The 13,489-nt window shown below is 45.6% G+C and carries 9 protein-coding genes; 8 read left to right on the top strand and 1 reads right to left on the bottom strand.

The features are described from left to right. Window positions 1–169: 169 nt before the first annotated feature. The 6 genes from J2Z28_RS19640 (at window position 170) to J2Z28_RS19615 (ending at window position 9,451) form a co-directional block, all read left to right on the top strand. Window positions 170–2,431, top strand: coding sequence for a helix-turn-helix domain-containing protein (locus tag J2Z28_RS19640; RefSeq protein WP_211083877.1), 2,262 nt, complete (start codon window positions 170–172; stop codon window positions 2,429–2,431). 447 nt (window positions 2,432–2,878) lie between these two features. Beyond that, window positions 2,879–4,480, top strand: coding sequence for an extracellular solute-binding protein (locus J2Z28_RS19635; protein ID WP_211083875.1), 1,602 nt, complete (start codon window positions 2,879–2,881; stop codon window positions 4,478–4,480). Between the two features lie 116 nt (window positions 4,481–4,596). Then, window positions 4,597–5,496 (top strand): ABC transporter permease, encoded by a 900-nt coding sequence (locus J2Z28_RS19630; RefSeq protein ID WP_036616191.1) that lies wholly within the window; start codon window positions 4,597–4,599, stop codon window positions 5,494–5,496. A 70-nt stretch (window positions 5,497–5,566) separates the two neighbouring features. Then, window positions 5,567–6,439 carry a carbohydrate ABC transporter permease gene (locus J2Z28_RS19625; RefSeq protein WP_036616194.1) on the top strand — a complete coding sequence of 291 codons (873 nt, stop codon included), beginning with the start codon at window positions 5,567–5,569 and terminating at the stop codon, window positions 6,437–6,439. Window positions 6,440–6,493: 54 nt separating this feature from the next. Continuing rightward, window positions 6,494–7,444 carry a sugar phosphate isomerase/epimerase family protein gene (locus tag J2Z28_RS19620; RefSeq protein ID WP_211083873.1) on the top strand — a complete coding sequence of 317 codons (951 nt, stop codon included), beginning with the start codon at window positions 6,494–6,496 and terminating at the stop codon, window positions 7,442–7,444. 255 nt (window positions 7,445–7,699) lie between these two features. Continuing rightward, window positions 7,700–9,451, top strand: coding sequence for a hypothetical protein (locus J2Z28_RS19615; RefSeq protein ID WP_211083872.1), 1,752 nt, complete (start codon window positions 7,700–7,702; stop codon window positions 9,449–9,451). A gap of 147 nt (window positions 9,452–9,598) precedes the next feature. Here J2Z28_RS19615 and J2Z28_RS19610 read toward each other — a convergent pair whose 3' ends face one another. Beyond that, on the bottom strand, window positions 9,599–10,051 hold the full coding sequence (locus J2Z28_RS19610; RefSeq protein WP_211083870.1) for a hypothetical protein: 453 nt from the start codon (window positions 10,049–10,051) through the stop codon (window positions 9,599–9,601). A 459-nt stretch (window positions 10,052–10,510) separates the two neighbouring features. Between J2Z28_RS19610 and J2Z28_RS19605 the strand changes: the two genes are divergently transcribed. Together J2Z28_RS19605 and trxB are read left to right on the top strand one after the other, a co-directional pair. Then, window positions 10,511–12,244 carry a tetratricopeptide repeat protein gene (locus J2Z28_RS19605; RefSeq protein WP_211083868.1) on the top strand — a complete coding sequence of 578 codons (1,734 nt, stop codon included), beginning with the start codon at window positions 10,511–10,513 and terminating at the stop codon, window positions 12,242–12,244. 171 nt (window positions 12,245–12,415) lie between these two features. After that, window positions 12,416–13,375, top strand: a complete 960-nt coding sequence (gene trxB, locus J2Z28_RS19600) for a thioredoxin-disulfide reductase (RefSeq protein ID WP_211083866.1) — start codon at window positions 12,416–12,418, stop codon at window positions 13,373–13,375. The last annotated feature ends 114 nt before the right edge of the window (window positions 13,376–13,489 follow it).

Raw genomic sequence — 13,489 nt, 5'->3', positions numbered from 1 at the left:
CTCTTTGAATTCAATTCTTGCTTTGCTGCTCAGAGGCTTGTGCTATAATAACATAAAATCAGTTATGATAGCGTTATCATATAGTATTCAGCCCCTAAGGTGAGATGGATGCTGAACAGTAGAACCACGGCTGAGAACATTGGCATCGTGGAGTGAGGAGTGGGGTCTATTGTCTCGTAATTGGTACTACCGGTTATTGTTCTCGTATTTCCCAATTTTTTTTCTTACGGTGACCATACTCATTTTCATCGCGTTTGTATTTATCAATGACATCTCTAAAGAGGAAACTAAGAAAGCAGACCGAATCTCCTCCAGTTATATGATAGACACGGTGGATCGCACAATCAGGGATATTGAACTTTCCATCTTGGAAACGGTACAGAGTCAGCAGGCATACAAACTCTATTTCAATAACACAAACCTGACCAGCTCGGACACGGTGTATGCAATTGCTCAGAATTTACGTGAGCTATCCAATTCGTCCTCATGGATTCAATCCATCTATCTATATGACAAGCGAAATAAACATGTTCTGACCGTAAGTGGTTCCAGAGAAGTGGAAGGTTTCTCGGATGAGGCATGGATTGATCAGATGGGTACCGGGTCTATCGGTTCAGGCTGGCAGCCGGTCCGGGAATTCGACGCGGACTCTGTTCAACGTACCCCTATTCGCGTATTAACCGTGAACAAGGACATGCCTTTGCCTTTTGGCTCTCAGGGCACATTGGTCATTAATATCAAGATGAGCAGCATTGAACAGAGTGTAGATAGTATGGTTAATGGTCAGCTCTCATTCCTGACGATTACGGATCGGGACGGTAAGGTTGTGTATAATGCACATTCGGACCAAGAGGGCTCTATAGATGGTCAGGAACTGAATAGGCTAGCGCTAGAAAGACTGGGCTGGACAATATCCAGTGGAATTAAGGCCGGCAACTTATTTGGCTGGGTATCTGTCATATCTTATGTATGGGTAATCATTGCTATTGTGACTGTTATCTGTGCGATTGTATATATCGTGTATATTACTCGCCGTAACTATAAACCCATTCAGATCATCATGAACCGGATTGAGTCTCATCAGATTCGGGCGTTCGAACACTCAGGTGCTCGCACGGATGAGATGAAGATGATTGACGGTGTGCTTGAGAATCTGATTAATCATATGATGGATTATGACAAGAAAAGCAGGGAAAATGTACTTATGCAGCGCAGCAAGTTGTTCAATGCCCTGTTGCATGGTGAACACATGGAAAATGCAGCAGAGCAATTAAAAGAGCTTTCTCCATTGAATGACGTGCATGACTCGTCGCGTTTTGTCGTTGTTGTTGGAGAGATTAACCGTTATGAGAAGGGATTTCAGGAGAGGTACACGAGAGGTGAACAAAATACGCTGAAGTTTGCCTTGATGAACGTTTTGCAAGAGCTGTCACGTAATACGGGGGTCCAATGCTGGACGGAATGGATTAGTGTGGATCGAATTGCAATCCTTTTTGTGTTCAAAGAACAGAATGATAACAACTTGGATATGTCTGGTCAGATTCGTGTTGTAGCTGAGGAATGCAAATCTTGGGTAGAACAAAATCTACGCATTTCCTTAAGCTTTGGCATTGGACCTATCGCTCAGGGAATCGGTACAATACGAGATTCCTATGCGGCCGCAGAAGCGGTAATGCAACGTAAACTGTTGATGACTGGAGATGTCGGCCAAGCCGACTGCGGTGAAACACAGCATCCTTTGCTGGATACCTATACCTATCTGCAGATGATTGCGGACTTTGTTAAGCGGTTCCGGATGTCGAGTGGACAGTGGCGGGAACAGTTGGAGGAGATCTTTACAGCGTTTGAACAGAACAAACTGCCAGATGATGAGATTCGTTCTCTGATTCAGGCCATGTTACAGATGCTTAGCCGAGAGGTGGCCATGATGTCCGAAGGACTCCAGGAAGAGCTGTCCGAAGAAAACATCAACAGATGGTTGAGTGCTGTAGAAGAGGCAGAGACGCTTGCGGATGTGAAAAGTCTTTTGTTTGATGGTCTGACGGACTTGTTCAGAACGTATGTAGCGGTAACGGAAACCAAGAGTTACAAAGCAATGGTTAACGAAATGAAAAATTATATCGAAGAACAGTTTGCAAATCCTGATCTTTCATTGAAACATCTGAGCGATCGATTCCAGATTACGGGCAAACATGCGAGTTATTTGTTCAAGACAGAATTCAACATGAAGTTTGTTGATTTTGTTACAGAGCTTCGCATGAAGGAGACGGAGCAGCTTCTGCTCAATACCGATTACTCTTTGCAGGATATTGCCCTGAAGGTGGGGTATGCAAATGGAATTACGCTGGGACGTGTATTTAAGCGGGTAACGGGTATTACACCAGGAGATTATCGTCGTTTGAAACGTGAACATCGAGAACCCGAAGAGTAACGCAAAAGTGATCCTATTCTGAGATCTGTACATCAGGATAACACAGGGTGAATTTCATGCAGTCACTTTCCACTTAGGAGAGAGGCTTGCAGAGGTTCACCCTGTTTTCGTTGAACAATACTCTTATACTGAGATCGGATGCAACTGTTTTCCCAGGATAGCAAGCTGATATTCCTGTTTTTTTCCCGTTTACGAATATAGGCAGTGTGTGAAAATGGTTTATCCGACTTGGGACAGGCAGTTCCGATCCTTGAGGCGAAGAGTGTCGTCAAAGCTTAGAGCAGCGTGGCTTTGGGAAAAGAATCAGTCTGCGAAAATAGGCTTAACATATAAACCATAATCCGTTTGTAAGCGCTTCCGAAAGAGGTTTATTGCAGGATGACGGAAAAATGTGAAATACTCTGGGCAAGCTTTAAACATTCACGCAAAGCCAAAGGGGATGACAAAATGAGAAGCAAAGCAACCAAAGGGAGTCTAAAGAAATGGATGGGTTTGGCGCTTACGATGGTAATGGGCGTTTCTTTACTTGCGGGATGCTCATCAGCATCAGAAGAATCAGCTGAAGGCGGAACATCAGGCAATGGCGAGCGCGTTACCTTAAAGGTGGAGATTTTCGACCGTGGTAACAGTCCTTCACCGTACACAATCTCGAACAACTATCTATCTAAGATGATTCAGGAGAAGTTCGGTGATCCCAACAATATTGATGTACAGTTTGTACCCGTTCAGCGTTCTGAGGAAGTTACCAAGCTGAACGTCCTGATGGCTAGCAATACGGATGTCCCTGATATTGTCTTTGTTTATGACTCAAGCGTGTTTTATCGGTATGCCCAGCAGGGTGGATTGACTGATGTTGGAGAGTTGATTGATCAGCACGGTCCGAACCTGAAGAAGTTCCTGGGTGAAGATACTTTGAAGTTTGGGCAAGTGGAAGGACAACAGTTTGCTGTTCCGGGTAAACGTGCTATCACAGGCCGATACAGTTCCTACATTCGTCAGGATTGGCTCGATAAGCTGGGATTGCCAGCGCCGAAGACTACGGATGAATTATATACAACTTTGAAAGCGTTCAAGGATAAAGATCCTGGTGGTCTCGGAAGCAAAAACATCCCAATGGGTATGGCTCTTGCACCAGCTCAATTCGAAACGCTCATCTACTCATTCATCAAGCCAGTTAGTGGCGACCTGACTTATGGTCAACGGTATGAATTGCCGCTGCATGAAGGATTCAAAGAATCGATGCAGTTCCTGAACAAACTGTACAACGAAGGTTTGATCAGCAAAGACTTCAGTTTGGATGAAGACAAAACGCAGTTAGGGAAAGACATTCAAAACGGTAACGTAGGTTACTGGTCTGAAGATGTGGATGCCATGTTCTACGGAGATGGCACACTGGATAATTTGCGTAAAAATGTGAGTGGCAGTGAAGTGTTGCCGGTTGATGTATACACCAATCCAAATGCAGACAACAAACACATCAAGTCACGCTACGGAACAAATGGTATGTACATTATGATTCCGAAGAGCAGCAAACGTTCTGTCGAAGCGATTAAATATCTCGACTGGATGGCATCTGACAACAATCTGATTGATATCTACAGTGGTGTGGAAGGCGAGAACTATGATCTGGTAGACGGTATTCCGGTTGTGAAAGAGGATGCATCCCAGGAAGCGCAGGATCGTCTGTTTAACGCAGGGGATACAGCCATTATCTCGAACGGTAAAAACATTGGTGATCAAGCGACGAATGAAAAGGCATGGATTATGGGCTTCCCGCAAAATAATCAGGAAATGCTGAAACAATCCATTGATATTGCTAACACCGATACGGTAGGACCAATCATTTTCGACAAACCGATTGAAGCAGAGATGAAGTACAGCACAGCTCTCAAAGACAAATTAAATGTCATTATCGTAAAAACAGCGATGGCTAAGCCAGCAGAATTCGATGCGGTATATGAAAAAGAAATGGCTGATTTCATGTCTCTGGGTGGTACTGAACTGAAAAAAGAACTTGAAGAAGCAGTTCAGGCACTCCCTGCAAATTAAGTAGCTCCACATTTCAATATCCAAGACAGATACCCATACTACGGCTTAACTAGAAAGGAACGTGTGCCGCCGGACTGGCGGCACAGCCGTTTCCTTGTTGATAGGAGGAAACCGACTTGACCACCACATACTTGAAGAGGTATTGGCAATTATACGCTCTGATTTCACTGCCCATTATCTACTTTTTAATCTTTCGTTATGGACCGATGTACGGTGTACAGATCGCCTTTAAGGACTTTAACCTGTTTCAGGGAATCAGCGGCAGTGAGTGGATCGGTTTTGATGCTTTTCGCGAAGTATTTGGAATGCGGGACTTCTACACGACATTGCGCAACACCTTTATGCTGAATTTTCTTGATCTGGTCGTTTCATTTCCAGCTCCTATTATTCTGGCGATCATGCTCTATGAAGTTCGATTCAAATGGTTCAAAAAAATCTCACAAACGATATTGTACATTCCTCACTTTATCTCATGGGTAATCATCGGGGGAATTGTGTACCAATTGTTCGGTAATCAATCCGGTATGGTTAACGGTGTACTGGAAAGCATGGGCTTAAATTCAATACCATTTTTGACAGAAAAAAATCCATGGCTTGTGACGTATCTCTTCACAGGTGTCTGGCAAAGTGCAGGATGGGGAACCATTCTATATCTGGCCGCATTAACCGGCGTCAACAAGGAATTGTTTGAAGCAGCTGAGATCGATGGAGCATCGCGGCTGAAGAGAATCTGGCATATTACATTGCCAAGTATTAAACCAACCATCGTGACCTTGCTTATTCTCAATCTTGGACATATGGTCAGCATCGGTTTTGATCGGCCTTATATCATTGGTAATACGGCCGTGCGTGAATATTCCGATGTACTCAGTACCTTTGTATACAGAGTTGGTCTTGAATCAGGACAATACACGCTGGCAACTGTCGTCGGACTGTTCCAGGCAGTGGTGGGACTCATATTCGTGCTAGGATCTAACTATATTTCGAAGAAAGCAACCGGTGAAGGTATTTTGTAGGTTGTGGATGAACGGAAGAGACGCCAATCGGCTTATTTGTATAGACCATCAGTAAAGGAGCTGTGCGCATATGAGTGAACGCACCTCAAACCGGATTTTTGATATCGTTAATATCTCCTTTATCACCTTGTTTGTTATATTCTGCCTGGCTCCATTTTTGCACACAATCGCGATCTCATTCAGTTCTAACCGTGCGATTACGTCAGGCGAAGTGACCATATTCCCGAAAGAATTCAATTGGGATGCGTATATCCAGGTGTTCTCTGATCAGTCGATGATCTATTCACTGGGTTACACGACAGTTCTGACCATTGCTACTACTGTGCTGTGCATGGTGTTCACACTGGCAGCTGCATACCCGTTAACCAAGAAAAAATTGAAAGGGCGCAAGCTCTTCATGTATGTCATCATCATTACGATGTTCTTCAGTGGCGGGATCATTCCCGAGTACTTGCTCATTCGTGACTTGAACTTGCTTAATTCCGTGTGGGCACTGATTCTGCCGGGACTGGTCAGTCCGTTTAACCTGATTATCCTGATTTCTTTCTTCAGAGGTATTCCTGAAAGTCTGGAAGAATCCGCTGAGATTGATGGTAGTTCCCATGTACACACGCTCTTCAAAATTATATTGCCACTATCCATGCCAGTACTGGCTACATTAGCACTATTCTATGCGGTTGGACGCTGGAATGGGTTCCAGGATTCCCTGATGTATATTAATGATCCGAAGCTGTACCCGCTTCAACTGAAGTTATTCCAAATGGTACAGAACAATATGGTCAGCGAGCTTACCCAGATGGAGGGTGCTAACCGTACGCCATTGACTCCCGAGAGTCTCAAGGCCGCAACCGTTATTTTTGCAACCGTTCCGATTCTGCTCGTTTATCCGTGGCTGCAAAAGTATTTTGTCAGTGGTGCGATGCTTGGCGCGGTAAAAGGTTGAGTTGAGTTAAGGCTGATGTAAAAAGTTTAGCCAGAGGGAGGAGAAGGAAAACAGATGCAGCACATAGATAAGGGTATATATTCGTTCTCCACATGCTGGAATATTCGAAAACATGATGTCGGGGAAGATATGATTCGGGAGATTGCGGATCTCGGTTTTCGTCGGGTGGAGCTCAATTATAATGTGACGAAGGAGATGCTCACGACGATTGAGCCCATGATTGAGCGTGGAGAGATCGGAATTTCTAGTGTCCACAACACTTTTCCACATGACCCTGATCCAGACTACGGTACGGACTCCATCTTGCTCGGCTTCGAAGATGAAGTGAAACGTAAGCGGGCGATCGAATTGCTGGTAGAGTCAGCTGAATATGCCCAACGTTATGGGGGAGAAGCTGTTGTTGTACACCCGGGAGAGGTACCTTTTCCTGAGGATATCAGCAAAGACCTTGGAAAGATTTATAACGAGGAAGGTCCGGATTCACTGAAGTATCGCAGCAAATGGGCTGAATTGATGGAGCGGCGGGAAGCCCTCAGTTCAGGGTATGTGGAGAAAATTATCGCCAGTCTGGATGAGGTATGCAATCGGACGGCAGCTAAAGGTCTGGATGTTCGTTTTGGAATCGAGACAAGATCGCGACCACAACAGATTCCTACCCTTGCCGAAGCCAAGACCATCATCACGGCGCTCAAAGGGGCTCCGGTTGGTATCTGGTACGATACCGGTCATGCCATCATGATGGACCGATTGGGCCTTTATGACAGTGTGGGAGAAATGCAAGGCCTGATGGATGATATCGTAGGGGTCCATATCCATGAGACACTTGGTCTCTCTGATCACTGGTGCCCGTATGTACACAGTAAGGATATGAACTTCTATGATGCCTATCTGCCGATGATTCGCCGGGCACAGGTGAAAGTGTACGAGTTGAAGTCTGCCTGTAAGGCAGAAGAGATTCATGAGAGTCATGACTTGCTTATGAAGAAGCTTGGAGTGACAGAGTAGGCGCGGTGAAGTGGGGAACAGTTGGCGTGTTCACAGCGTGTGTTTAACGACTGTTTCCTCAGTGACGGAGACCCATGGATATGTAGTAAAACAAGCACAGATTTTCTAGCGACTTTTGTAGAAATATGATATATACTGACGAGAAAAATGAACTCACCTACGGGCGGTATGATTAAGCTTCTGGTCTGAATTGAAGGCGCTGAAGCAACATACTTCGCACATCGGGAGAATGCATTGGTATGGAGGGGACTGCACATGTACAAACAACTGGTGGACAGTAATGATAGAGCGGTAGAAAGAGGCATATCCCGGCAGATGCTTGACCCGGAAAGCCGTTACTATGGAGGGACAATTGATCCCTTCACTGGTGTTGCCTGGGTCAACCATACGACTGGAACGCCCACGGATATGTGTTACTGGGGAGCTGCGCTCTCCAATCCGGACTCTATCTATTACCGGGATGAGTCGTTGTTAAATCGACTGCTGTTAGCTACGGAATTTGTACTCCGCTTCCAGCATGAAGACGGTTCAATATCGCCTGGCTGGACCAATTACCATTCCCCTCCGGATACTGCATTTGTCGTTGTAGGGTATTCACAGTTGTATCAGCTTCTTCAGCAGCAAGAATGGGAGCCGCTTCAACCCGTATTGAACAATATGAGGCTATTCTTGGAACGTACAATCCCAACCATGCTTACGGGAGGTTGTCATACGCCTAATCATCGCTGGGTGCTATGCGCGGCGCTTGGTTTCCTGCATGAAATATTTGATCTGGAGGAAGCTGTGCAGCGCGCAGAGCAGTGGATGGATGAAGGCATGGATATTACACCCGATGGGGAGTGGACAGAACGGAGCAACGGGATATACAGCGCAGTTAGCGACATCATGTTAATTCATGCTGCGCGCCTGCTCAATCGTCCTGAACTGCTGGAACCAGTGAGGCTTAATCTCCGCATGATGGTGTATCTGGTCCATCCAATGGGTGAAATTGTTACGGATTATTCAGGGCGACAGGATCTGGGCAGTGTTCATGATCTGTCACCTTACTATCTGCCTTATGCCATTTTGGCTCGGCTGGACGGTGATCCACTCTTTGCAGGTATGGCAGCCTGGGCTGGAGATACATTGACCGATCCGGGAGTATGTTCGGTGAATACGCTCATTCGATTAATGCTTGAGCCGGAGCTTCAGCAGACGAATGATACACGTGATGCATTACCGGAACAGTATGAGGTCATGCTGAATGAACATTTTGTACGGGGAGAACATCTGGAGCAGATGGACTCAGTAGGGCATCACGGACGTATCTCTCACAGTCGAATGCATACGGATTTTGGTGCTCCGGTAGCCCGAATTCGGGATGGTGCTACAAGTGTGACTGTGATGACAGAAGTTCCTTCTTTCTTCGCGCTTCGTCATGGCAAGGTGCGCCTGCTGGCTGTGCAACTGGCCTCGTACTTTAATCCGGGGTATGTCCCTATGCAGCAAATGACCAGATTAACCGAAGGGTATCGACTGACTGGTGAGCAGAAAAAAGGTTACTACGGCCCAATCCCTGCGAACCTGCTGCCAGAATCGGCTGCATCAGATATAAGTCCATGGTATTTGCTACCTCATCAGAGTCGTCAGCTTACTCATGAGCAGACCTTCCGTGTAGGAGCGGAATTACAGCCAACGGAAAACGGATGGAACATGCATCTATCGGGCCAGGAACCGGCGGACATTATGATGCAGTTGTCCTTTGTATTCGGAAGCGAAGGTGAACTGACCTGTGAGGACGCGATTGAAACGAGTGAGGGTCACTACTTGTGGAAAGGCGGTACATTACGCTATACCTGCGGAGAAGACTGGTTGGAGATCACCGGGGGCGAGCTGGGGCATCTGGCGGCAACGGTACGTGAGGCAAAACTGCCGGACAAGTGTAAGGTTGTGCTGGTCAATTTCATGACACCGTTTGATAAAACCCTTCATATTTCACTTTCACCATCGATGGCGTTGAAGATCTAAATCTTTTGGATCTTTAAGCCATAACAGTTAGAAGACCGAGCTCAAATGCTCGGTCTTCTTTTTTTTACGAATGATGAATGACTGCGATTAACGTTCTAAAACGATATTCCCACTGTCGAGCTCAGTCCAGTAATGTATGAACTATTATCATTTCAGTTGCTCTAACGCAGTTTCGATTGGTTTAGCAAACAGAGAATTATCTTTGGTTTTGCTCCAGTAAACGATAAGAACATTTCCTTTCTCATATAGAAAAGGGAATGTTGTGAATTGGGCGCTTTCCATGTGTTTATTGAATTCTTTTGTCCCGTTGATGCGATCCTTTTCAGAATTGAAAATATAAAAATGTATAAATTCAGGGCTATATGGTTCTTCTTCCACGGGCACTTCAACGGAATACACCTCAGGTACAACATCATTTAATTTTAAAGGATACCCGGTTATACCAAAGGACACTAAATCCAGTTCTTGGGACTCGAGCGCTCTCAGTACATCATCTAATGTGAACTTATTTCCTAAGTTGTCTATATCTTTTGAACATCCATTCAAAGCAAACAAGCATATTAAGATGAATACAAGTGGTTTTATTTTCGAGATCATCAATAGAACATCTCCTTAAAATAATAATGATGTGTCTTTATTTTTTATTACATACGCAAATAATAGTTGAGGGTCAGAGCCAATAAAAGTTTTTTGATTGCATTTAATGGAGAAACCACTCAAAAGGACAATAAGGATAATAATACCATATAAGTATACTTATCTTTTTCATAACCGGACGGAATCCATTAGACGCCGCGTAAGCGACAAGAATGGACTAATGCAATACTGCAAATAGATCCTTGGCAAGCGAGTGCAGGAGTCTCTAAGAAAAGATGGGTTTCCTTTGAATAAACAACTGAATAAACAACGCTCCAAGGTGATAGGTTTCCGCAAAATGGAATATCACCTTCTTTTGCATTTTTTTCATAAACGACATGAAACTACATATTGAGAAGTGGGCCTTAAGATGTGGTATACTGAAGAGTATGAATGAAATGCAAAGAGGAGGTGCCTTGGAAGATGAAGGGCAAGCTAGTGCGGGCTGAGGGACACCTTGCCAATATTATACCGATTCACTTGGATGCTTCTTTCTTCTTTGAAAGAGCTGTCCGCTCGCTGGACCGTAATCATGTCGACAAGGCATTAAAATATTTTCGCAAAGCTGTTGAATACGAACCGGAAAATCCGGTAAATCATTGTAATATGGCGGGTATATTATCGGAGAAGGGGGATTACGAAGCCTCCAATGCCATTCTGGCTAACGTGCTGGAAGTGGTAGATCCGTCGATGACGGAATGTTATTTTTATATGGCGAACAATTATGCAAATATGGATCGGTTTGAGGAAGCCGAGCAAGCACTTGTTACCTATCTGGAGGAGGACACCCAAGGTCAGTTCATGACGGAAGCTGAAGAGATGATGGAGCTTCTGTATTATGAGCTGGATCGTCCGACCAAACTGAATCGAATCAAATCACGCAAAGGTGTAGTGGAGCACGATCAGGCACGGGAACTGCTGGAAGAAGGAAAATTTGCACAGGCTGCTGAATTACTCGAAGGCATGTCTTCTGATTATCCTGATTACTTGGCTGCCCGTAACAATCTGGCACTCGCCTACTATTATATGGGTCTGTTTCCCAAAGCAAAAGAGACTATTGCCGAAGTGCTTGAACAGGAACCAGGTAATCTGCATGCACTCTGTAATCTGGCCATTTTCCATCAAAATGAGAACCGGGCTGATCAAGTGTTGCTTCTGATCAAAAAATTGCGGGTCATCGTGCCATTCCAGCACGAACAAGTCTACAAACTGGCGACAACGATGGGAATTCTGGGCCAACACGATACGGCTTATGTTCACTTCCGGCGTTTGCTCAAGGACGAAGAGACAGCTGCTGATCCGGCACTTGCTCACTATGCAGCAGTGGCGGCTTATAATACAGAACGGTATGATGCTGCTGAGCGTTTATGGCATCATGTGTCCAAGCTTGATCCGGGTTCCGAAGTATCCCGGTATTATCTGTCAGGTCTTGAGGCTGTAAAACAAGGCGAGCAAGAGCCAGAGAAGCTAAGTTATCACTATCATCTGCCATTTGATGAGCAATTCAGACAGTGGGAGAACTATGGTAGTGGCATACCTGAAGAAATGAAAAATGATCCATTGATTCGCTCATCTTTCTTCTGGGCATTGCGTCATGGTGATCGGGCAACCAAGCTACAGGTTATTCATGCGCTTGGGATGATCGGTGACTATGAGGTGCAGCAGGCTCTACAATCCTTTATTGAAGAGCCTGGAGAAGAACAGGATCTACTTGAGGCAGCACAAACTGTACTGAACGGATTGAAATCGGCTGAACATGAGGATCGGAATTCTCTGGTGGTTCGACCCTTTTCTCCTGTAGCCTTGAAGTCTATTGGGAAGGTTCCATCCACATCAGAGCAATCGGACACCGGTTCAACTTCCCATTGGCAGGCTGTTGTTGATCGTGCGTTACAGATGTCTGAAGCAAAGGCTGAGTTGCAGCAAGAGATGGAACGACTCTGGACGGATTATGTATCCCGGGTACATCCGGAGGTTCCGGGTACGAAGCAGATTGAGGGTTGGGCTGCAGGACTTGAATATTTGGCAGCGAAAAATCACAGTCGGCCCGTTACCTATCAAAGCATTGCTGAGCGGTATGGGATATCGGCATCAACGGTTAGCAAGTATGCTAAACAGATTCATTCGGTTTGTAACAGCAAGCCACCACTTGTATAGAAAGTTCGCTTCAACTCGTTTTCAGAAAGACATCATCAGGTGAAGGATACAACAACCGGGAAAACGGGTAAACTTAACGAATGGGCCTCGTAAACGCCTGTAGGATATCATCTTGGCAAGTTCATCGCTAGTACAACACATTCTCACCTTAATTAAGGAGGCTGTATCTATATGTCTAAATACAGAACGATTGTGATCGGAACGGGACCTGCGGGTCTGACAGCAGCGATATATCTGGCTCGTGCTAATCTGAAACCACTGGTTATCGAAGGTGTTCAGCCGGGTGGTCAATTGACGACGACAACGGAAGTTGAGAATTTCCCCGGTTTCCCGCAAGGTATCATGGGTCCGGAACTGATGGACAACATGCGTAAGCAAGCTGAACGTTTTGGAGCGGAATTCAAAAATGGTTGGGTGGAAGAGGTTGATTTCAGCAAACCGCCCTTCAAGGTCAAAGTTGGAGGAATCGGTGAACTGGAAGCTGAATCGATCATTATCTCCACAGGTGCTTCCGCTCGTTATCTCGGTATTCCGGGTGAGCAGGAAAATGTGGGACGTGGTGTAAGTACATGCGCGACATGTGACGGCTTCTTCTTCCGAGGCAAAAAAATCGTGGTCGTGGGCGGTGGAGACTCCGCGATGGAAGAAGCGAGTTTCCTGACTCGTTTTGCAACAGACGTGACATTGGTTCACCGCCGGGATGAATTGCGTGCATCCAAAATTATGCAGGATCGGGCTCGCAGCAATGAGAAGGTGAAGTGGGCACTGAACCGTACTCCTCTTGAGGTCGTACCTGAAGCGCTGGGTGTCAAAGGGCTGAAGGTGCGCAACAACGAGACGGGGCAGGAAGAGTTGCTTGAAGCGGATGGCGTATTCATTGCCATTGGTCACACACCAAATACCGGATTCCTGGGGAATGCGATTACGACGGACGAACATGGATATGTTGTGGTTAAACCGGGAACAACGGAGACCAATATTCCAGGTGTATTTGCCTGTGGTGATGTTCAGGATACGAAGTATCGTCAAGCTATTACGGCTGCAGGATCAGGATGTATGGCCGCGATGGATTGTGAGAAGTTCCTTGAAGGAAGCATTGTCCATGATTGGAGCGAAACGTTGGATAAGTAAGCATTACATGCGTATGGTTGGGCATAAACTAGGAATAAGAGACAACGGGAAGTCTCATGAAATGAGAGAAGCCGGAAGGCTTCTCTTTTTTTGAAACTACAATGGGCATGAGAT

The organism is Paenibacillus xylanexedens (assembly GCF_017874615.1).
GTDB lineage: Bacteria > Bacillota > Bacilli > Paenibacillales > Paenibacillaceae > Paenibacillus > Paenibacillus xylanexedens.
This window is presented reverse-complemented; position numbering and strand designations above follow the sequence as displayed.

What these genes read in the sequence shown, in the direction of transcription:
- J2Z28_RS19635 (WP_211083875.1), top strand. Translation starts at nt 2,879, where the DNA reads ATGAGAAGCAAAGCAACCAAAGGGAGTCTAAAGAAATGGATGGGTTTG.
- J2Z28_RS19625 (WP_036616194.1), top strand. Translation starts at nt 5,567, where the DNA reads ATGAGTGAACGCACCTCAAACCGGATTTTTGATATCGTTAATATCTCC.
- J2Z28_RS19620 (WP_211083873.1), top strand. Translation starts at nt 6,494, where the DNA reads ATGCAGCACATAGATAAGGGTATATATTCGTTCTCCACATGCTGGAAT.
- J2Z28_RS19615 (WP_211083872.1), top strand. Translation starts at nt 7,700, where the DNA reads ATGTACAAACAACTGGTGGACAGTAATGATAGAGCGGTAGAAAGAGGC.
- J2Z28_RS19605 (WP_211083868.1), top strand. Translation starts at nt 10,511, where the DNA reads ATGAAGGGCAAGCTAGTGCGGGCTGAGGGACACCTTGCCAATATTATA.
- trxB (WP_211083866.1), top strand. Translation starts at nt 12,416, where the DNA reads ATGTCTAAATACAGAACGATTGTGATCGGAACGGGACCTGCGGGTCTG.